This window comes from Maritalea porphyrae, from assembly GCF_027213965.1.
Taxonomy (GTDB): Bacteria; Pseudomonadota; Alphaproteobacteria; order Rhizobiales; family Devosiaceae; genus Maritalea; species Maritalea porphyrae_A.
In genome coordinates this window covers 103,023-130,022 of record NZ_JAPWGX010000001.1, presented here as the reverse complement: position 1 = coordinate 130,022, position 27,000 = coordinate 103,023, and the positions used below count along the sequence as shown (strand labels likewise).

Below are 27,000 nucleotides of genomic sequence, written 5' to 3'. Positions count from 1 at the left end.
ACAATGATCAAACACTGTGTCTTCTGTTCATTTCGCACCGGCGTATCTGAAACTCAAAGACTTGAAGCGGTGCAAAGCTTTGAAGCTCTTGTTGGCCAAATCACAGGGCTGATTTCAATTAAAGCCGGCCCGAACAAAGACTTTGAACGAAAGTCTGACAAATTTAGCCACGGCTTTATCGCCAGTTTTACAAATGAAGCCGCCTTGCAAGACTACGCCAATCACCCCGCGCACCAGCAATTGGGCAAAGAACTCGTCGCCCTGTGCGCAGGCGGAGCGGACGGGATTGTGGTGTTTGATCTAGTCGTTGATGCCAACTAAACAGTGTGTGGCCCGCAAACCAAAGCACGTTGAACACCTGGTGCTAAACTGTCTAACCCGTTGATCAGCATTTCCCGTTTGGCAATAACATCAACGATTTGCCCCGAATATGTAATCGCAGTTTCGCGCATCATGCCCAGCATCGGCCAGCCCCAGAGGGCGGAAACGGTTACACCGTGGGTTACAAAATGCGGTTCGGTCAAAAATGTGCAGGATAGAACAGGTTCAATCGGTGAGCGATTGGTGGGGCTGCCGCCAACCAAATCAATGATCACCGACCCATCAGGTATGATTTGTTCCAAATGTCTATTCTCAACCAAATAGTTCCGGCCGCGCAGGTTGACCGGTTGATCCGCGCCATTGACGATGAGATCCGCATCCTTGAGCCAATACTCAATTCGTCCAGACTTAGTGTGCGTCAAGCCAAGCACGTTGATTTCTCGCACGCCTTTGTCCGATAGTTCGCGCATAGCGCCTTGCGCCACATTGCCATAGCCCAGCACAACAACTTTGGCGTTTTGAACGTCCAAATCTGGTTTGTTTTGAGCCAATAATTCCAACCCATAGCGCGCGCCTGCTTGCCCGGTTTGGTGCAAACATTGGATGCGCCGTAAACCGAAAGGCAGGGGCGGGTGGGTTTCTCGCCATTGCTCGATCGCAGTTTGGCCATGATTTTTGTCGTAATCAACTAAGTCAAACAGATTTGTGTCTGTCTGCATGAGGTGCTCTATCAAATGGTCGCTTGTCGTTGACGCGCTATCATAGAAATAAAGCGCAGTAGGCCCAGTCGCATCAAGTTGTTCAATGCTTGCCTCAGAATGGATCACTTTTAAAGAGCGTGGGTCGCGGTTGCCAGCGCGGCGGATGGCGGCCAATGTGCGTGGTGACCATTGCAAAACTCTAACGTCTAAGCCACCTATGGAATTGTCATTCAAGTAGGGCTGCAGGGCTGATGCCATTGCAGTACGTGATAGAATTGCTTGATCGGGATCGATTTTGGGCGATTCAACGATTTCCTCCATCGCAATCACATTGATCTTATTCTCTTCAAGCACACGGGCCCGGTCCGGGAATGATCCAAAATGTGCCATGCACAACAGGGTACATCCGGGCCGCATGTGAGCAATGCTTTCAAGTGATGGACCTTTAAATTTGACGATCAGGTCTTTATCGCGATAAATCTCACGTGCTGGCTGCAGAATTGCTCCGGCTTTCACATATTCTTCGTCAGAAAAACCAACACCAAGGCCAGCGCCTTCTTCCACATAAACATCTGCACCCGTTTGCAGTAGCGTGCCAATGTCTTGCGGAACAACTGATACTCGTTTTTCCAAGCCGCTAGGGTTCTCTGGTGATTCAATTTCTCGAACAACTGCGATGGATTGGAAACGGTTGTGACCTGGCATGTGCAAAAAACTCCTGCAAACTGACGCAAAAATGGCGTTAATTCACCAACGTAACCATTCTTGTTGTGCAAACAAGACCAATCAGTTGCTTTGCTATGAAGTGCCTTCAGCCAGCCATGGCGTCAGATCTGGTTCTTGGCCAATCAATGCAAGGCCAAAAGCGACGGACTGGAATTGATTTCCACCTGCCAGCTTTTGATCGCCAAAACGATCAGAAAATATACGTTGGACCGCCGGAATAAAGGAACTGCCGCCAGTTAGGAATATATTGTCGATGTCGTCCGGAGAAAGTGCAGTATCAGCCAATAGGCCATCAACAGTGCTGCCAATTTGGGCTAAATCCGGCGCAATCCAATTGTTGAAATCGTCGACCTTCACTTCAGCACCAACATCAATGTCGCCAAGTTTCAATTTGAAACTGGCGGTTGGGTTGGAGGAAAGTGCTGCTTTGGCCGCAGAAACAGCGCGATAAACGTCAAATCCACGATCATCGATTATGGTCTCAATCAGCGCTTCCACTTGTTCAGGCTGTGTGGAGCTTTTGGCCAAGTTTTGTAGCTCACGGATTGTTCCCGGGGTCTTTAAAAGCGCCAGCTGATGCCACTTCGCGAACTGGGTATAATAGTGTTTGGGCATCTCAAGTAGTTTGTCGAACGACTTATATTGTCCATATTTGCCAAGCTTGGGAGAAATAACCGCGTCAATGATGCGGTAGTCAAATCGATCCCCTGCGATCCCCAGACCTGAAAATCCAACCGGATGCGCTATGGTGCGCCCATCGCGCTTCTCAAACCGGATGATGGAAAAATCGCTGGTACCACCACCAAAGTCACCAACTAGAACGGTTGCGTCTTTTTCTAACCTTTGCGCATAGCTGTATGCGGCGCCAACTGGCTCATAAACATGGCGAGGTTTTGAAAAGCCGGCGAGTTGATATGCCCCTTCATAACGGTTCATGGCCAAAGCGTCGTCCGGCTTGCTGCCGACAAAGGACACTGGGCGACCTGAAACAAACTCAGCAGGGAAATCCGTCAACGCACCTTTGGCATCGCTCACAGCACATTGCAGAAATGTCGACATCAAGTCTTCAAATTTAAACGCGTTGCCGAAAATGCGGGTTTCTTCAAACAGATGACTTGCCGCATGGCTTTTAATGGATTGAATAAACCGTACGTCGTTGGCACTTGTGAGATAGGCATCAATCGCTTCGATACCGCCGGATACCTCGGTTTTTGAATTTGCGCCGGAATCGTCGCGCTGAAAGCAAAGTACCGAACGATAAACGTCGTTCGAATTTGTCCCTGCGCCAAACGTCACGCTTTTTATCTCTCCGGTCGGTGAAGCAAATGCAATTACTGTGTTCGTCGTGCCAAAATCCACGCCCATAGAATAGCCGAGTTCGTTCATGTCTAGTGTCCTAAGGTGTGTATTCGTGTGCCGGGTGCCAGTTTGGGAAGAGCTAGATGCAATAATGTGCCCTAGCCGTCAACCATGCACCAACGGCAAAAATAAAATTTGACGTGACCTTAATGGTTTAAAAAGGATAAAGATCTGGCGATGCACTTGCGAATTGCTAGGTAAAAAATGCCGCCTTATCCACTGCAGTTCAAGGCCGAACGATAATCTGTGTTGAAAATGCAACAGCGCTCGGTCAAGCGTCATAGGGCAACACATCTGTGCTTGAATGTTTAGTGCGTATGAGTAGTTTGGCTAATGCGAAACCATGCATGGATTCGTTTGTCGGTCGCATACGCGGCGTCAAACACACCAATAAAAAGTGTGGCCTCGTTTCGGCAAACAGCCGGTAACAACCGGTCCTAAACAACTAACTGATTTTTGGAGGTCAGTATTATGACAATTAAGAACCTACTTCTCGGTTCAGCAGCAGTTCTTGCTCTTGGCACATCAGCACAAGCAGCAGACCCAATCGCTGTAGCACTTGACACTTGTGATCTATTGAACATCACAGGCTTGACCATTTCTTCTGAAAGCAACTGCTTGAAGATCGAAGGCGACGTTTCTTACGAGTGGTCTTGGACAAACAATGCGGCTGGCGTTAACTCAACAGTTTCTGATCTTGATTGGATGCTTAAGTTTACTGCAACTGCAGACAGCGACTTCGGTCCTACAATGGCAGTTATCGAGCTTCGTGAAGCAGCTGACAAAACTATCACTGCAGCAAACTCAACACACGCAGTAATCAACAATGCATACGTTGCTATTGGCGATTCTTCTGCAACAGTGTTTTATGCTGGTAAAAAAGGCTCAATCGCTAACGATGGCGACGACGAGACTTTCACAGCAATCTACTCACTTGACCTCGACGGCAACGACGAAGGTATCGCTTTGACAGGAAACACTGGCGGCTACGTGTTGCAAGTTTCTTCAAGCTTGGGTGATGGCGTAACTGCAGCTGTTGGTCTTGAAGATCTTGGCCGCGTTTCTGGCGAAGCTTCTTTGGTTGGTGCTCTTGGTGTGAGCCAAGACTGGGGTACTGCACACGCTTCATTCGTTTATGACGATTTGATCGCTGCTGCAAACGCTTGGTCTTTCCACACTGGCGCAACATTCAATGTTGATGACATGAGCTTCCGTGCTGCATTCTCAACAGACAGCGCATCTGCATGGACTGCTTTGATCACTGCTAAAGCAACTATGGACATGTTCACATTGGCAGCTGGCGCAGAATTCCGCCCAGCAAACGTTTGGGAAGCTGCGGTTTCTGGCGTTGCAGCAGTTAACGACGCAACAACAATCACTGTTGCTGCTCGTTTTGACAATGCAAGCAACTGGGATCTTGGCTTGAAAGGCGCGTTCAAAGTTTCTGATACTTTGACTGCAACTGCCAAAGTTAACTTCGACGAAGCAAGCGTAACAGCGTTTGAAGGTGACTTGGACTGGGCTCCAGGTGGCGGTGCTACTGTTAATGTTGGCTTCAACATCGACAGCAACAACGTTTCTAAAGTATCTACAAAATTCAAGAAAACATTCAACTAAGCCATTTGGTTTAAGTGAATTGAATTTTGGAAAGGTCCGGCACTTGCCGGGCCTTTTCTTTTGTCCGATCGTTTTTCTAAACACGTTGAATTTTCAAAATATTCGATCGAGACACCTGTTAAGTGTTAACAGCTACAACAAATTCAAAAATAACACTGGAACTCTGCCGATTTGTGCTTAAACTTTCGCCCTATGCCAAGGGTGGAGAATGTGGGCGGCGGATGACGGCCTTGGCGAACAAATAAACATCTTGTTTCAATTTGTGTTTTGATCATTGCGTGCCCTAATTGGAGTAGCTTGCCAGATGGGAATTTTTCGACGCGTTAATTGGGTCATGTTGCTTGGAATGGGTGTTCTGACGGTCGGGATTGGAGCGCCATTTGCCGTTTGGCAAAATCAGCCGAATGTCGAACACCATATTGAAACGATATTGCAAACAAAACTCGACAATCTCGGGTTGTCGTGGGCACGAGTCCAAGTTGATGGGCGCGATGTCCATGCCGCGGGCCTCAGCACCAGCGCAGAGCAAATCTCAAAGGTAAATCAAATTCTTGCCGAAGCGCCTGAAACGCGCAGTGCTTCGCTTGACGCTGCACTTGCGCCCAAACTTGACCCATTTTCGCTGCGCCTTTCAAAGGATAACAAGTCACGGTCAATGGTAGGTGGCATGCCCAGTGAGGCGCTGAGCGATCAAGCAAAGCAATGGTTCGGGGAAGGGCAGGTTGATTTACAACTTGCCTCTGGCGGTCCAGCCGCGCGAGATTGGCGTGACGCCACGCAGTTTGCGATAAGACTACTTCAACATTTTGATGAAGGTATCGTGAGCGTTGATGGGTTAAAGGTCTCAATTGATGGTCGCGCAAAAGATCAAGAGTCGTTTCATACACTCGATGTGGTATTTGGTGCAGGGTTCCCAGACAATTTAGTGCGTGGCGAAGGAAACATAGTTCCGCCACTCGCTTCACCATTTGTTTTTGCCGCCAAAAAAGAAAATGCACCATCTATTGCTCTGTCTGGCAACGTTGAATCCAAACAACAATTGACTGACCTTGAACAGCTGGGCGGTTCAGTCGCAACATTGGCCATTAGTTCTGGCGGCCCAAAGGGATTTGCCGATGCCGTAACGAAATTGCTTAGGGCTTTGGATGGGTTACCGCACGGTGAGTTTGAGATCTCCGACGAAGTGATCAAAATGTCAGGTGCGGCTGATAGCTTTAAGTCGTTTGATGAAGTCTCAGGATTAGAAAAGAAACTCACGCCATTCAAAGTTTCAATTCAGATTGAAAGACCGACAATTAAGCCGTTTACGATCAAATTTGAACTCGTGGACAACAAAATGTCTGTCGTCGGGTACGTTCCGGCCGACAATGAGTTGAAAACCATTTCGGCTTTGAATGGTGGTGAAGACCTAGGTGAGGTGCGCGTTGCAAATGGTGCACCAGAGAAGTTTGATGAAGCGATGAATTTGCTCATCAGCACACTTGAACACCTACAAACCGGTGCGGTTGCACAGATTGAAGACCAACGGATTATGGTTCAAGGCAAAGCCATTAGCCCGCAAGACTTCCTTATTTTGCAGGATAAATTTGGCAACAACATACCCGATGGTTACGACCTTGCTTTGGCCAACATTGAGCTGCCAGAAGTGTCACCGTACAGTTGGTCATTAAACAAAGAAACGGATGGACGCGTTCGCTTAGCCGGGTACTCACCATCCGCGGATTTGAATGAAGATGTCTTCGCCATATTGTCTGATACTCAAGTTGTCGATGAAACCTTGCCTGCTGCCGGTCAACCCCAAGACTTTGAAAAGATCGCATTGGCAAGTGCATCCGCCTCAAATTTGATGGTAGAGGGCCAGATTGCGCTGCAGAATGATGCGTGGGCACTAAACGCCACCGTTGAAACGAAAGAACATCAAAACAGTCTTTTACGAGAGTTTTTAGACAAGAAGGTTGAGGTAGAAACTTGGCAGGCGCAGTTTACAGTTTTGCCCCCACCAGTTGCTAAGCCCTACCGGTTTGAAGCTCGCCGCGCTGAAAACGGGGACCTGAGTTTTGAGGGTTTTGTGCGCAATGAAGACATGCAGCTTTTGCTGAGTGGCATGGGTGTTTCAAACGTTAGTTTGGCCAGCGGGGAGCCTGATGGTTTTGATGAGAAAACCAATATTGGTATTTCAGCGCTCCAACGTCTGGAAACGGGTCGCTTTGGTTTTGACGGTCAAGATTGGTTTTTAACTGGTGTCGCAGACCATCAAGACACGGTGACTGCGATCAGCAATGATTTGGGAAATCTGGCAAGCGAAGAAAACAATTGGAAAATTGAAATTGACGCGCGCATCGTCCCCATTATTCCCTATTTGTGGGCGGCAGAAAAACCATCAACGGGCGAGATCGTGATTACAGGGTACGTTCCTGACGACAAAACGCTTGCGATATTTCAGGTACCAAACGCCCAAACTGGCAACCTAAATATTGGCGTTGGGGCACCAGACGGGTTCGCGGACAAAGCAGAGGCGGCGTTTGATGCGCTGCAGCTCCTTGATGCGGGGCGTGCAAGTCTATCCGGCGACGTTTGGACACTCATGGGCAGCGCACGTTCAGATCAAGACATCGAGCAAATCACCAAAATACTGTCGCCATTTGGTTCGGCATTTAGATTAGATTTGCACGTTGTGTTGCCAATTGAACAGCTGACTTGGTCAGCGGTTAAGAATTCGAATGGTCTAATCACCTACGACGGTTTTTTGGCTGATGATCTGGTGTGGGCTCAGCGTGACAATCGCTTGGAACTTGCAAACAGCCAACCAGAAGAGCGACGCGCATTTTTGGAGCGCACAGAACGTGGCCTTGGCGCATTAGGTTTGTTGCAGGAAGGAACTGTGGCTTACGATGGGTCACAGTGGCAGCTGAATGGCTTGGCCGCTGACAAAGCTGTGGGCGCAGCTGTTGAGTACATGTTGAGCGTAGACCAAGAGCCAACTTGGCAGCTTGCACTTGAAGATGCAGAAGCCATCGCAAAAGCGAAAGCAGAAGAAGAGGCACGGCTAGCGGCAGAAGCAAAAGCTGAAGCACAAGAGCAAGCGCGTCTGGCGGCTGAAGCAGAGGCAGCAGCTAACGAAAAGGCCCGTCTTGAGGCCGAAGCAAAAGCAAAGGCTGATGCAGAAGAAAAGGCAAGACTGGCCGCTGAGGCAGAAGAAAAAGCACGGCTAGCGGCAGAAGCTAAAGCGCAGGCTGAGGCAGAAGAAAAGGCGCGCCTAGCGGCAGAAGAAGAAGCTCGATTAGAAGCTGAAGCAATCGCGAAAGCCGAAGCGGAAGAGCAGGCGCGTTTTGCTTTGGAAGCGGAGGCGCAGGCCAAGGCTCAAGCCGAGGCAGAACAACAAGCGAAGTTGGCAGCGGACGCTGAGGCTGACGCTGCGGCTGAAGAGAAAGCGCGATTAGAGGCTGAAGCAAAGGCGAAAACTCCAGTTGCTGACGCGTTCACGTGGAGCGCGACAAAATCTGAAAACGCCATCACCCTGTCGGGCAATGTGCCAAACGCGAGTGTGCGCTACAGTTTGCAGTTGGCAACGGGGCAAACTGATGCGCCTGAATTGAGTGTATCATCTGGCGCACCGGATCGCTTTTCCGCCGCTGCATTTGCAGGCTTGGAAGCTTTGTCCAATCTAGAAGAGGGCACAGCATCGCTTAAAAATGGAAAATGGCACATATCTGGAAGCGCCAAAGACTTTGTTGCCCGCGACAAAGCTGTTTCAATTCTAGCAAAAGCGCCCGTTTCTTGGGAAACAGCCATTGAAACGCCACCCGGCTGGGTGATCTGTGGCGAAGTCATTGCCGATTTGGTGAAGCAAAATGCACTCGCGTTCCAAAGCGGAAGCGCAAATCTTAGCGGTGCATCAAAACAGGTTTTGGCAGAGGTCGCAGCACAATTAAATCAGTGCCCCAATGCCGTGGTGGAAGTTGAAGGGCACACGGACAGCGATGGTGCAGCGGACGCCAACCTGACACTGTCAGTCATGCGTGCGGAACGCGTTGTTGATGAGCTGTTAGAATTAGGCGTTGACGCAACAAGATTGTTTGCTGTTGGATATGGTGAAACGCTACCGATTGCATCAAATGAAACTCAAGGCGGCAAACGTTTGAACCGACGCATTGTGTTTGCAGTGCGCGAGGCAGTGGAGTAGGGTTTGCTCACAACTGGAGAGAAGCTATGTTTTTTGAAACTATGGGATTTCTAATCTCGCAATACTGGCCCTATCTAACCATAGCGTTGGTCATTGGCATCCTTACTGGCTGGATGAGCTACGCCAGCGAAACTCAAAAATAAGCGCAGTTGAAGTCAAAGGGGAATTGGAATGAATACACCACATCTGATTGAAATTGCGCTGCTCATGTTGGCTGCATTTCTAATTGGTTGCCTAATTGGGTATTTTTTGCGCCGCCTAATCAGTGGCGACACAAGCACAGCAACTGCTGCTGATGGCAGTCAAACTGCAACCGACGCACCACAACCAAGCGCCAACAGTGCAAATGAAGCAGCGTCTGCTGCGGCGGCTAAAACCGCGCCCCCGGCAAAGCCTGCAACAACGACCCAGGCGCAAACCAAAACAGCGGCAAAACCCGCAGCGAAAAAAACAGCGACCAAGCGCGCGGCGCCCGCGAAAACGACAACGTCCAAAACGGCTGCCGCAAAACCTGCTACACGCAAGCCAGCGGCCGCGAAGGCGGCATCAAAGGCACCAGCTGCAGCTGACGGCAAGCCAGAAACCTTGGCTACGCCGCGAGGCGGTCAGAAAGATGACCTGAAAAACATCAAAGGCATCGGCCCAAAAATTGAAGGCATCCTCAATGGAATGGGCATTTACCATTTTGATCAGGTTGCTTCATGGGGGCGCAAAGAGGTGAAGTGGATCGACGCCGAATTGTCTTTTAAAGGGCGCATTGATCGTGAGAAATGGATCGCGCAAGCCAAGGCGTTGGCTAAGGGCAAATAGGGCTTTTCGTTGAGGATTGTTTTGTGAAGCCGAAACCTCTCGTTTCGGCTTCTATTTTTTTAGCATATTGCTGTTCGTATGCATTACGAATTCTGCGATGGCGCCCATTTCCTCTGAGTTTTCAAGCAACGCAGGCGAGCCTTCGCCCTCGATTTCCAACGAAATAGCATCTGGACGCCGGGTAAGCATTCGTTGATAAACATCTGCCCGTAACAGGTCTGTGTTTCTGGTGCGCATCATCAACAGGGGCACGCGGCCTAAACTGTCAAACATTTCCCAATTGGCATTAAGCACGTCATCATTGTCGAATGAGTCCAATCGTTCCATCAAACGCCAATCAAACCGGGGGACCAATCGACGCCGTTTTTTGTCCCAAGTGTGTGTGCGCCCACTAATGCTGTCTAGTTTCCCTGCGCCCAAAGAGGGATAGTCTGCACCCAAAATTTGTCGCATGGCATGCAATGCATCTTCATGGTTGCGAATTTTTGCGAGAAATTTCAAATTGTTGCGGAGCCGAACAAGCCCTTGTGCGCTGATCAAGGCGCCCGCATCGCAAAGGATCGATGCTGCAATGAGCATCGGGTTTTTAGCACCAAGGGCCATAATGACCTGCCCACCGTGGGACTGCCCGAACCAGATCGCTTTGTGAATGCCCAATGCACGGCACATTTCTACCATATCAGACGCATCGTCTAATGTTGAGTATTCATCGGCCTTTGGCGCGTATGACGCTTCTCCTCGGCCCAGCAAGTCTACCCGAACGATTGGCCAGTTTTTTTGCGAAAACTCAGAGAATTTCTCGGCAAAGGCAAAGAAATCGCTCATATTACGATGATAGCCAGAAATGCAAATAATCGGCAAACGCGAAGCATCGTCGAAATCGCCGCACATGCGCACCGCGATTTTTCGCGATCCATTGCGCACGCTGATCATGCGCGGTGTCGCGTGCTCGTTCCGAACTGCTAGATCTAGATCCATGAAACCCGATATATCAACAAATGAGACAAGTGAACAGTTAAGAACCTTGCGGCCACTGGTTAGTCGATGGTGCGCAGAAACTTGGCCATCTGCAATCGATTGTCGCCAAGACGCAGTTTGTAAATTTGATAATTGGCCAACACTTTTTGCACATAACCACGCGTTTCGGTGAAAGGAATGAGCTCAATCCAAACCACAGGATCAACATTGGCAGACCTCGGGTCGCCATATGCTTTGAGCCACTTGTTTACATTTCCAGCGCCGCCATTGTATGCCGCAGCCGCAAGGACCAGTGAACCATCATAGCGCTTTAGCTGGGCCTTTAGGTAAGTTGAACCAAGCAAAGCATTATAGGCTGGGTCACTTGTCAGTTTTGAGGGCGAATAGGATAGGCCTAGTTTTCCAGCGGTTTCTTTGGCTGTGCCTGGCATAAGTTGCATGAGGCCCCGTGCGCCAGCGTGGCTGATTGCTGTGCGATTGAATTTGCTTTCTTGTCGGGCAATTGCATAAATCGCCGCATTGTCGACATCGGCAAGTTTGTGCCGTGGCAAACCGTCTTTTGGGAACGCGAAGAGATCAAGTCCAACACCACGACTATTCGCCACATCCGACATTTGAATGGCCAAATCATGGGCATCGATGTCCTGCGCTAACCGCGCCGTTAGAAGCATTTCCCCAGCGTCCTTGACCTGATAAATCAGCCGAGTTGTGAGCGGGCGGGCAAACTCAAATGCTTTGTTGGCTTCAAACAGCCGAATGGCTCGCACGATCTCGCGTTGATTGAACGCTGCCTCGCTTTGCTGCCAACTGGGCATACTGCGCAAAGATACTGTTTCTTTGCCCAACCGAACCATCGCCAGCTGCCCATAATAATACTGATTAAACATCGCCGCTTGCTGGAAATGGGCAGTTGATTGCCCCTGATCGCCCAGTTTTGCATAGGCACGGCCCAACCAATAATGTGACTTGGATGCACTTGTTGCCAGCGTTGACATGCTGGCCATTTTTTTGAAGTGTTTTACCGCTACGTCGGCTTGACCCAAAAATTCTAATGCGATCCAACCTGCGTGAAAACTGGCATCAACCAGTCGCCCTTCAGGGCCATTGGTGTATCCCGCAGATGCAAGATAAGCGGTTTCAGGCTTCCCTACGGCCAATAGCTGGCGTGTCAGCAAACGACGCTCGTACCACCACAATTGCGCCTGAGGTAGGGTGCCCGTGGCTTTGTTCAGTTCAGCGACAGCCGCGCTAATGGCACCATTTTGCCGTAACCGTTGAGCGTTCGCAAAGTAAAACAAAGGGTGATTGCGCAAACTCGGATCAACCCGATCCAACAAGCTTGCCGCATTCTGTTGTTTGCGAGAAACAGCAACGCGCGCGACCACCAGGCTGCGCTGGGCGCTGGTCAACTGGTCCATTATTCGTTCAGCACCGCTGGCGCGGTCGTGCATCAACAAACGCAGGGCACGGGACCAATGATCGTCTCGCGTCAGCAACCGCCCATAGCGCGCTTTCAAATCATCTTCGACTTCGCGCGTCAGAAAATTATTGACCCATACCGATTTAATAATCCGACCGGCACGCTCAACTTGGCCATCTTGCACATATGCGTCTGCAAGGGCGATTTGAGCATCCAAGGTATTGGGCATTGATCCGCCCAAAAGCGCGATTGTGGTTTTCGAATCTGCTGGGCTGCTGGTCAGCGCCTGTTCCATGCGGATCTTGTAGGTTTTGGCCGTGGCAAAGTGTGGAGCGTCTTCTTGAAAGCGCAACACCGTATCGTGATCAACTTTGCCGTTGCCAAAAAAAATAGCCGCCCACTGGATGGCCCGGCGCTCAACGTCATTATCGATGCTGCGTGCCGCGCCGTAAGCTTCAACAAAGTCGCCCTTGCTCAACGCGGCGAGGGCGTTTTGGAAGCGTTGGCTACCTTTTTTACTTGTAGTTTGGCTGGTGTTGCCAATGGAGCTTGTAACTGTGTTGTCGATTTGCTGTTGCGCGAAAGCTGGTGTGTGTTGCGAAAGCGAAACGGCACAGGTGAGCGCTGCGAAAGCGCGCAGAAAGCTTTTTGAAAATGTTGGAACCTGTCTGGGCATTTAATGATCCATAATGTGTACGCAAAACAAAACTCAATGATTGTGAAGCCCCCTGAACACAATCAATATCCGAACATAATTCATTAAGGTGAATGATCAGTTTAAAGCCTGCGCACAAACGTCCCATTTTCACCATTGCCGACTTGCGGCCATAATCAACTGACATTATGTTCAACAACTTCGGCACTTTCAGGTTCAAATTGCGGAAATTATTTGACCTTTTGACGACAACATGTTGTCAACAGTGCGTATTGATTTGAGTGAGAAGGGAAACTTCGATGTTTCGTGGTTCTATTACAGCGTTGATCACGCCATTTCGCGATGGTGTAGTTGATGAATCTGCGTTTTCTCGTTTTGTTGATTGGCAAATTTCTGAAGGAACTAAGGGATTGGTGCCTGTTGGCACCACCGGTGAGTCTCCAACAGTCAGCCACGCCGAGCACGAACGCGTAATTGAGATCTGTGTAGAAACTGCAAACAAACGGGTGCCGGTGATCGCCGGCGCTGGGTCAAATTCAACTCAAGAGGCAATTGGCTTCGCCCAATTTGCGCAAAAAGTCGGCGCCGATGCCATCCTGTCAGTATCGCCCTATTATAATAAGCCAAACCAAGATGGTCTGTTCGCGCATTTTTCTGCGATCGCCAACGCGACCGACTTGCCAATGTTCTTGTACAACATTCCAGGCCGTTCGATTGTTGATATCAATATCGACACCATGGTGCGATTACGTGAAGCCTGTCCAAACATTGTCGGTGTAAAAGACGCAACAGCCGATATGGCCCGCATGTCATTGCAACGCCATTATTTGGACGATGATTTTATCCATTTGTCGGGTGAAGACATTTCTGCGCTTGGTTACAACGCACATGGCGGGCAGGGCTGTATCTCGGTCACCTCGAATATCGCGCCCAAACTTTGCAATGAAATGCAAGAAGCATCGCTGTCGGGCGATTTTGCCAAAGCATTGGCAGTTCAAGACAAGCTGGCGCCATTGCACACCGCATTGTTTAAAGATCCAAATCCTGTGCCCGTTAAATATGTGGCATCGCGTTTGGGGCTTTGCGAAGCCGATGTTCGCCTGCCGCTGACTTCCATTTCAGCTAGCACAAAAGCAGCTGTCGACGCAGCGCTTGCACATGCGGGGCTAGTGTAGGTCCAAATGGCCGCAAAAAAAGTCAAAGACAAAGCAATATCGGGTTTGGTGGCTGAAAACCGCCGAGCCCGCTATGATTATGAAATTCTGGATACTGTTGAGGCAGGGTTGGTGCTCGAAGGCACCGAGGTCAAATCACTGCGTGTTGGCAAAGCCCAAATCACAGAAGCCTACGCTACGCCGGAAAATGGCGAAATCTGGCTGATAAATGCTCACATCCCTGAATATTTGCAGGCCAATCGTTTCAACCACAATGAACGCCGCAAACGCAAACTTCTCTTGTCGAAAAGAGAAATGAACCGCTTAATGGGCGCTGTGGAAAAACACGGCAATACCATTGTGCCGCTAAAACTCTATTTCAATGAGCGCGGTCGGGCCAAAATACTGATTGGCTTGGGCAAAGGTAAAAAGTCTCACGACAAACGCCAGACTGAGCGTGATCGGGATTGGGCGCGCCAAAAGTCGCGCGTAATGAAAGACCACGGCTAGACGGCGCTTTACTTCCCCACGATCTCTCTGACCCGTGAAAAGATGTTTTCAAACATCTCTTCGGTCAAACGACCTGTGTTCGTGTTGTAGCGCGAGCAATGATAGCTATCGATGAGCAAAGTGCCGTTGGGCAGCTGATGTTCGTTGCCGTGCCCAAATTTGAAGTCTTTCTTTTTGACGTCAAACAAGGTCAAAAAGGAATTATGCGCAATGCCACCAAGCGCCACAACGCACTGAACAGATGTGGTTTGCTCCACAGTTGCGCGCAAGAACGGGCGGCAATTGTTGATTTCTGCGCCTATTGGCTTGTTCTCGGGCGGCACGCAACGCACGGCGTTCACGATTATCGCATCGGTAAGTTCTAAACCGTCCTCACGCGATTTGCCGTAATTACCTTTGGCAAAATCAAATTTCACCAGCGTTTGGTAAAGCAAGTCTCCCGCCCAGTCGCCGGTAAACGGACGACCGGTTCGGTTGGCTCCTTTAAGACCGGGAGCCAATCCAACAATCATCAGTCGAGGTGAGGGGGCGCTCCAATTTGGCACCGGAGCATTGTGCCAGTCAGGGTATTTTTGACGCGCGTCATTAAGATACGAAACCAGCCGCGGGCATAAGGGGCAGTCCAGTGGCGGATCCGTATCTTGCAATTTGCTCATACAACCTGAATTCGGCGTGTCTTAGCTAGAAGACTCGCTTGTGGTGTCGCGACCAACAGATTTTGCCAAGTCAGCAATATCCATGAAATAGTCCGCTTGGCGACGAAGATCATCTGAGATCATCGGCGATGCGGTTGCTTTCGTGGAAACAACAGTCACTTTTTTGCCGCGTTTCTGCAGTGCAGCAACAAGGGCTGTAAAGTCACCGTCTCCGGAGAACAACACCAGGTGGTCATAGTGATCTGACAATTCTAGAGCATCGATGGTAATTTCGATGTCCATATTGCCTTTGATTTTGCGCCGACCTTGAAAGTCCACAAATTCTTTGGCGGGCTTCGTGACAACCGTATAACCGTTGTAATCCAACCAATCGATAAGGGGGCGAATGGATGAATATTCTTGGTCTTCAACAAGCGCTGTATAATAATAAGCACGAAGAAGGTAAGCTTGGCTCTGGAATTCAGCCAGCATACGACGATAATCTAACTCTGCGCCCAATGCCTTTGCGGTGGCATAAAGATTGGCACCGTCCATAAACAGGACAATTTTTTCACTCGGATCAAACATTAAGCAAATTTGCCTTACTCTGCGTCAACAAGCAATATTAGCTTGTCACTTTTGACATAATATTACCATATGATTCGGTATAAGCTCGCACTCCGCAAAGTTTACCAGTTTTAATACGCAAATCACACTACTTTGGTTCTGTGCACTTCTTAGATCAATTCGTATGAGTGAGTCGATGACGAATCATTGAACAATGCAGAGATAATTAGCCTCTTGTAATCAATTTCCCTTTGTTGTAAGCACACCCGTCTATACATTTAGTTCTGGAGAACCCACTTTGGCACGCGTCACAGTTGAAGATTGCATCGAAAAAATTCCAAATCGGTTCGAATTGGTATTGCTTGCGTCACACCGCGCACGTTTGGTTTCATCAGGTTCACCGATCACAGTTGATCGGGACAATGATAAAAACCCAGTTGTTGCGTTGCGTGAAATTGGCGATGGAACGATCTCACCTGGTGACCTCAAAGAGGACCTGATTCACTCACTTCAAAAATATGTTGAAGTTGATGAGCCAGAACCAGAAACAGCGCCAATGATTGAAAGTCGCGGCGATGATGACGACGGCATGGTCTTTGACACAATGAGTGAAGAGGAATTGCTGCGCGGCATCGAAGGCCTTGCTCCACCAGAGCGGCGCGACGATTGATCTTGCACAAGATACCGACTTACAGCTAGATTCAAGGCGTCGATTTCGGCGCCTTTTTCGTGAATATACTCCACTTGCCAAACAACCGGAGCAGCGCAAAGCCCCATGATGCGTCAATATGAGCTGGTCGAGCTCGTACAAGCTTACAATCCGAACGCTGACGAGGCCCTTTTAAACAAGGCCTATGTCTATGGTATGCGCAAGCATGGGTCTCAGTTCCGCGCGTCTGGTGACCCCTATTTCGCCCACCCTTTGGAAGTTGCCGCAATTCTAACAAAGCTGCATCTTGATGATGCAACGATTGCTGTGGCGCTTCTTCACGATACAATTGAAGACACGGACGCGACGCGAGCTGAAATCGATCAGCTCTTTGGGCATGAAATTGGCGCGATTGTTGACGGCTTAACCAAAATTGATCGCCTAAATCTAACGTCACGCCAGGAAGCTCAAGCTGAAAACCTACGCAAACTGCTGCTCGCTATTTCAGAAGACGTGCGGGTATTGTTGGTCAAATTGGCGGACCGCTTGCACAATATGCGCACGCTAGACTTCGTGCCAGAGCACAAACGGCGTCGCATCGCGCAAGAAACAATGGAAATCTATGCGCCCTTGGCTGGTCGTATGGGAATGCAAGACATGCGTTCTGAACTGGAAGACCTGTCGTTCAAAACGCTTCATCCCGAACATTACGCAGCAATTTCCGACCGCCTTGCCGATTATGAAGAAGAGAATCGCAAGGTTGTTGACGAGATCCGTCTTGAGCTTGCGGCGCGTTTTGTCGAAGAAGGTATTCTCGCTGATGTCTCTACGCGTCTAAAAGCGCCGTTCTCGATCTTCAGAAAAATGGAACGCAAGTCCATTGGCCTTGAGCAACTCTCAGATATTATCGGATTTCGGGTTGTCGTTGATGATGTGGCCAAATGCTATCAAACGCTGGGTGTTGTGCACACCACATGGTCTGTGGTGCCAGGGCGTTTCAAAGACTACATCTCTACCCCAAAACAAAACGACTATCGCTCTATTCATACAACAATTGTAGGCCCGAGCCGACAGCGGGTTGAACTGCAAATTCGCACAAAAGCAATGCACCGGGTCGCAGAACTCGGCATCGCTGCCCATGCTTTATATAAAGAGGGCATTTCAGGCGACATGAGCCGACTTGAAAAGGAAAGCCGTGCTTACGGCTGGCTGCGGTCAACGATTGCCCATTTGACTGAGGGCGATAATCCTGAAGAGTTTCTTGAGCACACAAAGCTGGAACTGTTCCAAGATCAAGTGTTCTGTTTTACCCCCCGCGGACGCTTGATTGCCTTGCCACGCGGTGCCACTTCCATTGACTTTGCCTATGCGGTGCACACTGACATTGGCGAAACATGCGTTGGCTGTAAAATCAACGGCACCGTGATGCCGCTCAACACCCAGCTTCGCAATGGTGACGAAGTTGAAATTGTGCGCGATCCAGACCACACCCCACCGCCGAACTGGGAAAACATCGCCATTACCGGCAAAGCGCGCGCGGCTATTCGCAAGTCCTTGCGGCACGCATCTCAAGAACGCGCCTATTTGCTGGGTCAGCAGATATTTGAAGCAATTCTCGAGCGGGAAGCCATCGTGCTCGACAAAAATGAAACAGACAAATTACTTGCAGCAACGCATGTCAGCAATTTGCGCAATCTCTATATTGCACTGGGCGAAGCAACGGTTGCGGGCGACGAGTTGATTAAACAAATCGACATTATTCGTGGTGCCGAAAAAGACAAAAAACGCAAGCCTTTCGATCTGCGCGTGGGCACGTCTGCTGACGGTTGGTTTTCGTTGGCGGAAGGCGTTGGATTTAAGTTTCGTGTGCCCGGTGGCCAAAACCTACCTGCCAGCGTTGCGTTGACGTTTTCAAACCTGGACTTTTCGACACCTGTCACCATCGCCCCAGAAGGCGTGTTGCCAGGAGACCGTTTGGTTGGCATCCTAACCAACGAAAAAGTGCTTACAATCTATCCAATTGTTTCCGAAGCATTGCTCGCATATCACGAGCAAGAAGTGCTTTGGGTCGATGTGCTTTGGGATCTGGCCGACGATGATAGGTCAGCATATCGTGCGGTTTTGGCCGTGCAATCTGTCAATAAACCCGGCATTCTGGCTCAGGTAACCTCTGCAATTGCAGCAGCTGGGGCAAACATCTCCAACTTGCTTTCTCGGTCCGCGGCGGTAGATTTCAACGAGATGTTGTTTGAACTTGAGTTAACCGATATCACCCAACTAAATGATGTAACCGCCACATTGATGCGTATTGTTGGGGTGGCCAAAGCCGTAAGGGCTTCGTCCGCTGAAGCCGAGATTATGCAGAATATGAGTAAACAATACCAACAGCTTGAGCTAGGAGAGTAGAGGATGAACAAAGAAGAAGTGCTTGACGTATTTCGTTCTTGCGGGGCAATTTTGGAAGGACATTTCATCCTATCGTCAGGGCTGCGTTCACCCACATTCCTGCAAAAGCAGCGTGTGTTCATGCATGCCGACAAAGCAGAAATCTTATGCAAAGCGCTTGCAGACAAAATCATTGCTCAAGGATTTGGTGATGTCTCGCAAATCGTATCACCGGCCATTGGCGGTATTATTCCCGGTTATGAGACTTCCCGTCACCTTAAAAAACCAGCCATTTTCACCGAGCGCGTAAATGGCAAGTTTGAATTGCGCCGTGGCTTTGAAGTGCAACCGGGCGAAAAAGTTATCGTTGTTGAAGACATCGTATCAACCGGTCTTTCAATACGTGAGTGCGTGGATTGCTTAAAAGAACTGGGCGCAGATGTTGTGGCCGCCGCTTGTCTTGTTGATCGCTCCGATGGCGAAGCGAACGTTGGTGTGCCGCTGGTTGCTTTGACGGGGTTCAAAGTACCAGCCTATGCGCCAGATGATTTGCCACCAGAATTGGCGGCGCTGCCGGCAGTCAAGCCAGGTAGCCGGGGCCTAAAGTAGGAACATCAAAGCGTGATTATTGGCATGGGCAATGATATTTGTGAGATCGCGCGGGTGGAAAAAACACTTGCGCGGCACGGCGAGCGGTTTACGCAGCGCTGTTTCACACAAATCGAACGTGCCAAATCTGATCGACGTAAGCAACGCGCCGCAAGTTATGCAAAACGTTTCGCCGCAAAAGAAGCCTGCGCCAAGGCGCTTGGCACGGGCATGTCGCGTGGCGTCTTTTGGAAAGACATTGGCGTAATCAATTTGCCTTCGGGAAAGCCAACCATTCAACTTGAAAACGGTGCCCGACGAGCTCTAGAGCGCCTTGTACCTGACAACCATGATGCCCATATCCACATCACTATCACAGATGATAACGGCATGGCGCAGGCATTCGTTATCATCGAAGCTATTGCAGTTTAGGCGTTTTGCGCCGATAAGACGCCAAACAAAGACGAGAATGTAGGACAACATGACAGATAAAAGCGATTCAAAGCTAAAAGCAAAGGGTCAGCCCACGGTCAAGAATGAGATTTGGGAAACCGTTGTTGTTTTGCTCCAAGCTCTTTTGATTGCGCTGGTCTTTCGCAGTTTCTTGTTTCAACCGTTTTCTATTCCTACGGCATCGTTGCAGTCAAATCTGTTGATCGGCGATTACATTCTCACATCAAAATACACATACGGTTATTCCAAATACTCTTTCCCATTCGAAATTATTCCCATGAGCGGCCGCCTCTTTGGGCGCGCACCAGAGCAGGGGGAAATTGCGGTTTTCCGTCCTGTCCCTCAATCAGTGGATTACGTGAAGCGTGTTGTTGGGTTGCCCGGTGATACGGTTCAAATGAAAAATGGCGTTCTACACATTAATGGCACAGCGGTCAAAAAAGAACGTGTTGGAACCCTTATCGATACGGACAGCTACGGTGTTTCCATACCAGTTATTCAATATCGCGAAACTTTGCCGAATGGTTCAAGCTACATCGTGCAAGAGATTTCAGATAATCAAGCGCTCGATAATACAGCGGAATATAAAGTCCCAGCCGGCCACTACTTTATGATGGGCGACAACCGCGATCGCTCAGCAGATAGCCGCGTGCTGCGCTCTGTGGGTTATGTGCCGTTGGAGAATTTCATTGGGAAAGCCGAAGTCCGGTTCTTCTCTATCAAAGATAATATCAATCCATGGCAGATCTGGCGCTGGCCGGGTAATGTCCGCCTCGACCGCATGTTCCAATCTGTTTATCAATGAGCAAGCATAGCCACGCCTTAGACGAATTGGAAACCAGAATTGGCTACCAGTTCAGAGATACATCTTTGTTGCAGAGGGCAGTGACGCACTCCAGTGCTGTTGCGCCCACAAGACGCACACAAAACTCATACCAACGGCTTGAGTTCTTGGGTGACCGGGTGCTTGGTCTTGTTGTGGCCGACAGGCTTTTGCGCGACAATACGGGCGCGAACGAAGGTGGCCTGTCCCGCGCGCTTAACTCCGTCGTGCGCAAAGAAAGCTGTGCCGAAGTTGCCCGCAAGCTTGATGTGGGACCAGCGCTCATTCTGGGGCAAAGCGAAGCCAAAACGGGCGGCGCGAGCAAAGAAGCCATTTTGGGTGATGTGTGCGAAGCAATCATTGGTGCCCTATATGTTGATGGCGGACTAGAGACAGCGCGAGCATTTATCGAAAAACGGTTCTCCAAATTCATAAAGGCAGGAACCGAAGGTCGCGGCGACGCAAAGACCAGTCTGCAGGAATGGGCACAATCGCGCAGCTTGAGTTTGCCCGAATATGTGGAGGTGGCCCGCAACGGGCCGGACCACGCGCCAGAATTCACAATTGAAGTCCGTATAGACAAACACGAGCCTGCTTCATCAAGCGGGAAGTCAAAGAAATTTGCCGAGCATGAAGCCGCGAGCCTGTTTTTGGTGCGCGAAGGCATTTGGAGTGAAGATGACGAATAGTCAGAACAATGAAACAGAACAGCAGGACACCAGGTGCGGGTTTGTTGCGCTTGTTGGTGCGCCAAACGCGGGCAAGTCAACGCTGCTTAATGCGCTAGTGGGCACCAAAGTGTCCATTGTTACGCACAAAGCGCAAACAACCCGCGCACAAGTTCGTGGCGTTGTTACGCTTGAAAAAGAGCAAATAATCTTCGTTGATACCCCAGGTATTTTTAAGCCAAAACGTCGTTTGGACCGGGCTATGGTCCATTCCGCTTGGAGCGGCGTCGGCGATGCGGATTTGGTTGCGCTGATCATTGACGCAAAGCGCGGGCTTGTTGACGAAGTTGAACGGCTCATCGAGGGCCTCGCCAACTACAATCAACGCAAGGTCTTGGTGCTCAACAAAATTGACCAGATTGAACGCTCAAAACTGTTGGAACTCGCCCAAACGCTGAATGAAAAGGTTGAGTTCGAGCAAACCTTTATGGTGTCCGCGCTAAATGGCGACGGGGTGAAGGATTTTGTCACCTATTGTGGTGAGCAAATGCCTTTGGATCATTGGCATTTCCCCGAAGATCACCTAACTGATCTAACGATGGCATTGACTGCAGCCGAAGTGACGCGTGAAAAGCTCTTCTTGCGTATTCACGAAGAAATTCCTTACGGCGCAACAGTGGAAACTGAGAGCTTTAAGACCCAAAAAGACGGCTCTTACCGCATTCAACAAATCATCTATGTGGCGCGCGATGGCCACAAAATGATTGTATTGGGCAAGAATGGCCGAGCGATTAAAACAATCGGCGAAGAAGCGCGAATTGAATTGAGCGAAATGTTCGACACAAAGGTGCATTTGTTCTTGTTCGTCAAAGTGCGCGAGAAATGGGCAGACGATCCGTCGCGCTATCGCGAAATGGGACTTGAGTTCCCCAAATAGGCAAATGAAATGGAATGGCGGGACGAGGGGTTGATCATTGGCACGCGAAAGCATGGCGAAAACGCTGTGATCATCGAAGCCATGACCAATTCACACGGCCGCCATCTGGGCTTGGTGCGTGGTGGTCGCTCTCGACGGTTCGCTGCCATCTTGCAGGCCGGCAATACAGTGGAATTGAGTTGGCGGGCGCGGCTCGAAGACCATTTGGGCAACTATACGGTTGAAGCCAAAACGCTAAGGGCAGCGGGGCTAATGCAAAGTCGCAATCGTTTGTCCCTCAGCCAATTAATATGCGAACACCTGCGTATCCTGCCAGAAAGAGAACCGCATCCGCGTTTGCTGGCAGAAGCAACTGCCATGCATGATGCTGACGCGGATGGCTATGTGTTAGGCTGTGCACTTGCCAAGTTTGAAATGCGCTTGCTCAACGAACTGGGCTTTGGGATAGACATTGCAAGCTGCGCGCTAACAGGGGAAGAAGAGGGCCTGGCCTACATCTCGCCCAAAACGGGTAGGGCGGTGACGGTTGCGGCCGCACAACCCTATTTGGAAAAGCTGATGCGTTTGCCGCATATCTTTGGCGGGTCGCTAGATATGGACCCAAAAGAGGAACTTGAATCCGCTTTCAACCTCACAGCTCACTTTATGAACATGCATATTTGGCTTCCGCGCCAATTATCCCCACCTTCTATGCGAGAACGACTGATCAAATCCTTGTGTGACGGGCTATAATCGACAAGTTGATTCGATAAACGCGACGAGTAATTCAAGACTGACGAGGCATTGCAATGGGCGAACAACTGCCCCCCGACGATAGCGATAAGCTGCCAATTCTTAATCTGCGTTCTGCATTGGAAGAACGCTATTTGAACTATGCGCTGTCGACAATTACGCAACGGGCGCTGCCAGATGTGCGCGACGGACTGAAACCCGTTCACCGCCGCATTTTGCATGCCATGCGTTTGCTTAAGCTTGAACCGGGTCAAGGTTACAAAAAATCGTCACGCGTGGTCGGTGATGTGATCGGTAAGTTTCACCCCCATGGCGATCAGTCTGTCTATGATGCGTTGGTGCGGTTGGCGCAGGATTTTGCTGTTCGCTATCCGCTCGCCGACGGCCAAGGCAACTTCGGCAATATCGATGGCGATAGCGCCGCGGCGATGCGGTATACAGAAGCGCGACTAACAGACGTTGCCGCTCGCCTGCTCGAAGGGATCACCGAAGACGCTGTTGATTTTCGCGATACCTATGATGGCGAAGACGAAGAACCAATCGTTTTGCCGGCGAACTTTCCCAATCTTTTGGCCAATGGCTCAAACGGGATTGCTGTGGGCATGGCGACGTCCATTCCACCACACAATGTTGCCGAACTTTGCGATGCGGCATTGCACCTGATCAAAACGCCAAATGCGCGCACCGAAACGCTCGTAAATTACGTCAAAGGTCCAGATTTCCCAACTGGTGGCATTTTGGTTGATGATGAGGCATCTATCATCACCGCCTACGAAACTGGGCGCGGCGCATTCCGCTGCCGTGCACGTTGGGCCACAGAAGATACGGGCCGTGGCGGCTATCAGATCGTGGTCACCGAAATCCCATATCAGGTGCAGAAGGCGCGCCTGATTGAAAAGATCGCTGACCTGCTTATCGGCAAACGACTGCCGTTGTTGCGCGACGTGCGGGACGAGTCAGACGAAAACGTTCGTTTGGTACTCGAACCAAAATCACGTGTTGTCGATCCAGTTCTTTTGATGGAGTCGCTGTTTAAGCTGACTGATCTTGAAAGCCGAATCTCGTTGAACCTCAATGTGTTGACCAAAGGGGCCGTGCCAAAGGTACTTGGCCTGGGCGACACGCTGCGCGAATGGCTTGAACACCGCAAAGAGGTTCTGGGCCGCCGTTCACGGCATCGCCTGCGCCATATCGAGCATCGATTGAATGTTTTGGGCGGTTACTTAATCGCCTATTTGAACTTGGATGAAGTCATTCGCATCATCCGCGAGGAAGACCACGCCAAACAGTCGTTGATGAGCACTTTCAATCTAAATGATGTGCAAGCCGAAGCGATTTTGAACATGCGTTTGCGGGCATTGCGCAAACTCGAAGAAATCGAAATCCGCACTGAATTTGATAATCTGACCGCCGAGAAGATCGAAATCGAAGCGCTGTTGGCCTCAGATGAAAAGCAATGGGGCGTCATTTCTTACGAAGTGAAAGAGCTCAAGAAGGCATACGGCGAAAACACGCCTCTAGGAAAGCGTCGCACCACGTTTGAAGTGGCACCTGTCGCCAACCTTGAAGACATTCAAACCGCAATGATTGAGCGCGAGCCAGTCACCGTCATTCTATCTGAAAAAGGTTGGATTCGCGCGTTGAAAGGTCACACAACGGACGTTGAGGGGCAGACGTTTAAGACAGACGACCGCCTGAAGACGTGGTGTCACGCGCAAACGACGGACAAAATCCTACTCGTTGCCACCAACGGCAAGGTCTTTACTTTGTTGGCCGATAAACTGCCCGGTGGGCGCGGTCACGGGGAACCAGTGCGCATTCTAATCGACCTTGAAGAAGGTGCCGATATTCTTGACCTGTGCGTCCATGTTCCAGGTACCAAGCGCGTCGTGGCGTCTGATATTGGCAATGGTTTCCTCGTGGAAGAAGACACAATGATTGCCAACACCCGCAAGGGCAAGCAAGTGCTTAACTTGTCCGGTGCCCAAGAGGCAAAGATTTTTGCCCATGCGCAAGGCGATATGGTTGCCGTTATCGGGCAGAACCGCAAGTTGCTGGTGTTCCCAAGCGATCAATTGCCAGAAATGGCGCGCGGAAAGGGCGTTCGCCTGCAACGCTATAAAGATGGTGGTGTGTCTGACATCAAACTGTTTAACAGCGCGGATGGTTTAACCTGGACGGATAGTTCAGGCCGCACCTATACAAAGCCATTTGATGAATTGATGGAATGGCGTGGTGAACGAGCGCAAGCGGGGCGTCAGCCACCAACTGGTTTCCCACGCAACAACAAGTTCAAAGGCTAACTTGTTGGATCATCACCAATTTCAAAATCAATAATGAGCGGGTAGTGGTCAGACCCGCCATTTGCGCCTCGGTGAGGAAGGTTCGTTTTTACGTCACCACGGGTCAAAATGTGATCAAGCTGCATCCAAGGCGGCATATCAAACGGATATGTCGGTGGCGCGGGCCAAGTTGGCATCAACCAAACGACGCGTTTCATGCCCGCTTCATCGACCAAGCCTTTGAAGGCGTAAGAGAAGGGGGTTGAGTTGAAATCTCCCCCGAACAGCGTCGGTCCATCAATCTTGTTGAGCGCATCCGCTACCACTCGCCGTTGTTTTTTCTGGCGATCGGAAGGAATTGGCCAATCAAAATGGGTAGTTACAACATTAAACGGAATCTCATCCTGAACTTGAACGGCAATGATTGATGTACGTTGTTCCGCACTCAGTGAATCAACGCAGTCTTGTATGCTGAGTTCTTTAAGTGGGAACTTTGAATAGACGCCCAAGAATGATCGTTTGCCACCCTGACAGTGCACACTATATGGCATCAACTCACTAAGCCTTGGCTCTAGCCCTTTGCGATGCCAGCTCCAATACTCCTGAATGAATAGTATATCCGGGTCCTGTTCTTCAATGCTCTGAAAGAGCCCCTCAAGGTCCTCGTTTTTGGCGTAGATGTTAAATGTCATCAGACGTCGTGTTTCGCCAAACAGTTTTGTCGGGTTTGCATTGAACTGAACGGCGCCAACAACTTCAGGAACGACAACCAGACTTGATGCAACAAAGCCCATTGCGCAAAAACTCAAGACCAAACCCTTGAACGGTTGGTGTTTAGCAAAAATTGCGCTGATCAAAAACAATGCCAGGCTGAGTGGAAATATAATCGGTTGGAAATGATTGAAGACGTCTAGCGGCCAAAAGGCAAAGGCCAAAAAGCCAACAATTGCACTCAGCGAAACAAAGAATGCGCCGCCAGCAAAGAGAAACCGTACTATGGACAAAAGCCCTTGATTGTTCACGCGCTATCTAACTTGTCTTGACCCTGTTTGGTCTTCATCCAGCAATTGCCAGTGATCCCCGTTTCCAAGAACTTCTAGCGGTTTAAACGAACTCTTATAGGCCATTTTAGGCGAATTCTTGACCCAATATCCTAAATATAGGTGAGGCAAGCCCGCGGCACGTGCGCGTTCAATTTGGTCCAATACCATGAATTTGCCAAGACTTCTATTGGACAAGTCAGAATCAAAAAAGCTGTACACCATAGAAATGCCATCCGGCAAAATGTCGGTTAGGGCAACAGCTAGCAATGGCCCCGGTTTTTCACCGATTGGCGTGCGTTCGCGGTATTCAACAACAACGGACTGCACGGGCGTGTCTTCCACCATAAACTCATAGTCAAGGTGCGACATTTCCGACATGCCGCCATTTTTATGCCGATCCTTCAAATAGCGCTTAAACAACAGATATTGTTCCTGTGTCGCATGTGGAAACACATCTGTGCTGACAATATCTTGGTTTTTGCGCCAGATCCGGCGCTGATTGGCGTTGCGTTCAAACTGTGCAACCAAGACCCGGGCAGACTGGCACGCTTGGCAACCATCACACGCGGGACGATATGCGATGTTTTGGCTCCGCCTAAACCCATGCACACTCAACATATTGTGCAAGTCAGCGGCGCGCCTGCCGGCTAAGTGGGTAAACAGTTTGCGCTCGTACTTTTCAGGCAAATAGGGACACGCTGTTTCAGCGGTCAAATAAAACTGCAGGTCTGAAGGACTATGTTCGGTCATTTCCGCTTGTTGATCGTCAATACGATCATCCCTATCGGCAACTCGTCAAGACAG

General features: G+C 49.9%; 23 protein-coding genes. 15 read left to right on the top strand and 8 right to left on the bottom strand.

The window, feature by feature from the left end; all coding sequences use genetic code 11:
• Positions 1–3 precede the first annotated feature (3 nt).
• A complete protein-coding gene (locus tag O4H47_RS00755) occupies positions 4–321 on the top strand; it encodes a Dabb family protein (protein WP_269392019.1) in 318 nt (105 codons plus the stop codon).
• On the opposite strand, the gene O4H47_RS00750 is transcribed toward O4H47_RS00755, so the two are convergent.
• Both O4H47_RS00750 and O4H47_RS00745 read right to left on the bottom strand, forming a co-directional pair.
• Positions 318–1,727 carry a hypothetical protein gene (locus O4H47_RS00750; RefSeq protein WP_269392018.1) on the bottom strand — a complete coding sequence of 470 codons (1,410 nt, stop codon included), beginning with the start codon at positions 1,725–1,727 and terminating at the stop codon, positions 318–320. The two genes, O4H47_RS00755 and O4H47_RS00750, sit on opposite strands and share 4 nt — an antisense overlap.
• A 93-nt stretch (positions 1,728–1,820) precedes the next feature.
• On the bottom strand, positions 1,821–3,134 hold the full coding sequence (locus tag O4H47_RS00745) for an Hsp70 family protein (protein WP_269392017.1): 1,314 nt from the start codon (positions 3,132–3,134) through the stop codon (positions 1,821–1,823).
• 444 nt (positions 3,135–3,578) lie between these two features.
• Here O4H47_RS00745 and O4H47_RS00740 point away from each other — a divergent pair, with 444 nt between their 5' ends.
• From O4H47_RS00740 to O4H47_RS00730, 3 genes are all read left to right on the top strand, one after another.
• Positions 3,579–4,724 (top strand): hypothetical protein, encoded by a 1,146-nt coding sequence (locus O4H47_RS00740; RefSeq protein ID WP_269392016.1) that lies wholly within the window; start codon positions 3,579–3,581, stop codon positions 4,722–4,724.
• Between the two features lie 304 nt (positions 4,725–5,028).
• Positions 5,029–8,907: an OmpA family protein gene (locus tag O4H47_RS00735; RefSeq protein WP_269392015.1), complete on the top strand. Its 3,879-nt coding sequence runs from the start codon at positions 5,029–5,031 to the stop codon at positions 8,905–8,907.
• A gap of 171 nt (positions 8,908–9,078) precedes the next feature.
• A complete protein-coding gene (locus tag O4H47_RS00730) occupies positions 9,079–9,717 on the top strand; it encodes a hypothetical protein (protein ID WP_269392014.1) in 639 nt (212 codons plus the stop codon).
• Between the two features lie 51 nt (positions 9,718–9,768).
• Here the strand turns inward: O4H47_RS00730 and O4H47_RS00725 are convergent, their stop codons facing one another.
• Together O4H47_RS00725 and O4H47_RS00720 are read right to left on the bottom strand one after the other, a co-directional pair.
• Entirely contained in the window at positions 9,769–10,695 is a 927-nt protein-coding gene (locus O4H47_RS00725) for an alpha/beta hydrolase (RefSeq protein WP_269392013.1), read from the bottom strand.
• A gap of 59 nt (positions 10,696–10,754) precedes the next feature.
• Entirely contained in the window at positions 10,755–12,791 is a 2,037-nt protein-coding gene (locus O4H47_RS00720; protein ID WP_269392012.1) for a lytic transglycosylase domain-containing protein, read from the bottom strand.
• Between the two features lie 278 nt (positions 12,792–13,069).
• Between O4H47_RS00720 and dapA the strand changes: the two genes are divergently transcribed.
• Positions 13,070–13,945, top strand: coding sequence for a 4-hydroxy-tetrahydrodipicolinate synthase (gene dapA, locus O4H47_RS00715; RefSeq protein ID WP_269392011.1), 876 nt, complete (start codon positions 13,070–13,072; stop codon positions 13,943–13,945).
• Between the two features lie 6 nt (positions 13,946–13,951).
• Positions 13,952–14,434 carry an SsrA-binding protein SmpB gene (smpB, locus tag O4H47_RS00710; protein ID WP_269392010.1) on the top strand — a complete coding sequence of 161 codons (483 nt, stop codon included), beginning with the start codon at positions 13,952–13,954 and terminating at the stop codon, positions 14,432–14,434.
• 8 nt (positions 14,435–14,442) lie between these two features.
• On the opposite strand, the gene O4H47_RS00705 is transcribed toward smpB, so the two are convergent.
• Complete coding sequence (locus O4H47_RS00705; RefSeq protein WP_269392009.1) at positions 14,443–15,090, bottom strand: uracil-DNA glycosylase; 648 nt, start codon at positions 15,088–15,090, stop codon at positions 14,443–14,445.
• Between the two features lie 21 nt (positions 15,091–15,111).
• Entirely contained in the window at positions 15,112–15,657 is a 546-nt protein-coding gene (locus O4H47_RS00700) for an NYN domain-containing protein (RefSeq protein WP_269392008.1), read from the bottom strand.
• A gap of 277 nt (positions 15,658–15,934) precedes the next feature.
• Here O4H47_RS00700 and rpoZ point away from each other — a divergent pair, with 277 nt between their 5' ends.
• From rpoZ to parC, 9 genes are all read left to right on the top strand, one after another.
• Positions 15,935–16,306 (top strand): DNA-directed RNA polymerase subunit omega, encoded by a 372-nt coding sequence (gene rpoZ, locus O4H47_RS00695; protein ID WP_269392007.1) that lies wholly within the window; start codon positions 15,935–15,937, stop codon positions 16,304–16,306.
• 105 nt (positions 16,307–16,411) lie between these two features.
• A complete protein-coding gene (locus O4H47_RS00690) occupies positions 16,412–18,691 on the top strand; it encodes a RelA/SpoT family protein (protein ID WP_269392006.1) in 2,280 nt (759 codons plus the stop codon).
• Positions 18,692–18,694: 3 nt separating this feature from the next.
• A complete protein-coding gene (gene pyrE, locus O4H47_RS00685; protein ID WP_269392005.1) occupies positions 18,695–19,279 on the top strand; it encodes an orotate phosphoribosyltransferase in 585 nt (194 codons plus the stop codon).
• Between the two features lie 12 nt (positions 19,280–19,291).
• The gene (gene acpS / locus O4H47_RS00680; protein WP_269392004.1) at positions 19,292–19,690 is read left to right on the top strand and encodes a holo-ACP synthase; all 399 of its coding nucleotides are present in this window, start codon (positions 19,292–19,294) and stop codon (positions 19,688–19,690) included.
• A 49-nt stretch (positions 19,691–19,739) separates the two neighbouring features.
• Entirely contained in the window at positions 19,740–20,516 is a 777-nt protein-coding gene (gene lepB, locus O4H47_RS00675) for a signal peptidase I (RefSeq protein WP_269392003.1), read from the top strand.
• Positions 20,513–21,223 carry a ribonuclease III gene (gene rnc / locus O4H47_RS00670; protein ID WP_269392002.1) on the top strand — a complete coding sequence of 237 codons (711 nt, stop codon included), beginning with the start codon at positions 20,513–20,515 and terminating at the stop codon, positions 21,221–21,223. The genes lepB and rnc overlap by 4 nt, the downstream gene beginning before the upstream one ends.
• Positions 21,213–22,139, top strand: coding sequence for a GTPase Era (gene era / locus O4H47_RS00665; protein ID WP_269392001.1), 927 nt, complete (start codon positions 21,213–21,215; stop codon positions 22,137–22,139). Before rnc ends, era begins: the two co-directional genes overlap by 11 nt.
• A gap of 9 nt (positions 22,140–22,148) precedes the next feature.
• Positions 22,149–22,871 carry a DNA repair protein RecO gene (recO, locus tag O4H47_RS00660; protein ID WP_269392000.1) on the top strand — a complete coding sequence of 241 codons (723 nt, stop codon included), beginning with the start codon at positions 22,149–22,151 and terminating at the stop codon, positions 22,869–22,871.
• Positions 22,872–22,927: 56 nt separating this feature from the next.
• The gene (gene parC, locus O4H47_RS00655) at positions 22,928–25,174 is read left to right on the top strand and encodes a DNA topoisomerase IV subunit A (RefSeq protein ID WP_269391999.1); all 2,247 of its coding nucleotides are present in this window, start codon (positions 22,928–22,930) and stop codon (positions 25,172–25,174) included.
• Here parC and O4H47_RS00650 read toward each other — a convergent pair.
• Both O4H47_RS00650 and O4H47_RS00645 read right to left on the bottom strand, forming a co-directional pair.
• Positions 25,171–26,175 (bottom strand): endonuclease/exonuclease/phosphatase family protein, encoded by a 1,005-nt coding sequence (locus O4H47_RS00650; RefSeq protein ID WP_269391998.1) that lies wholly within the window; start codon positions 26,173–26,175, stop codon positions 25,171–25,173. The two genes, parC and O4H47_RS00650, sit on opposite strands and share 4 nt — an antisense overlap.
• A 3-nt stretch (positions 26,176–26,178) precedes the next feature.
• Positions 26,179–26,946 (bottom strand): arginyltransferase, encoded by a 768-nt coding sequence (locus O4H47_RS00645; RefSeq protein ID WP_269391997.1) that lies wholly within the window; start codon positions 26,944–26,946, stop codon positions 26,179–26,181.
• Positions 26,947–27,000 lie beyond the last annotated feature (54 nt).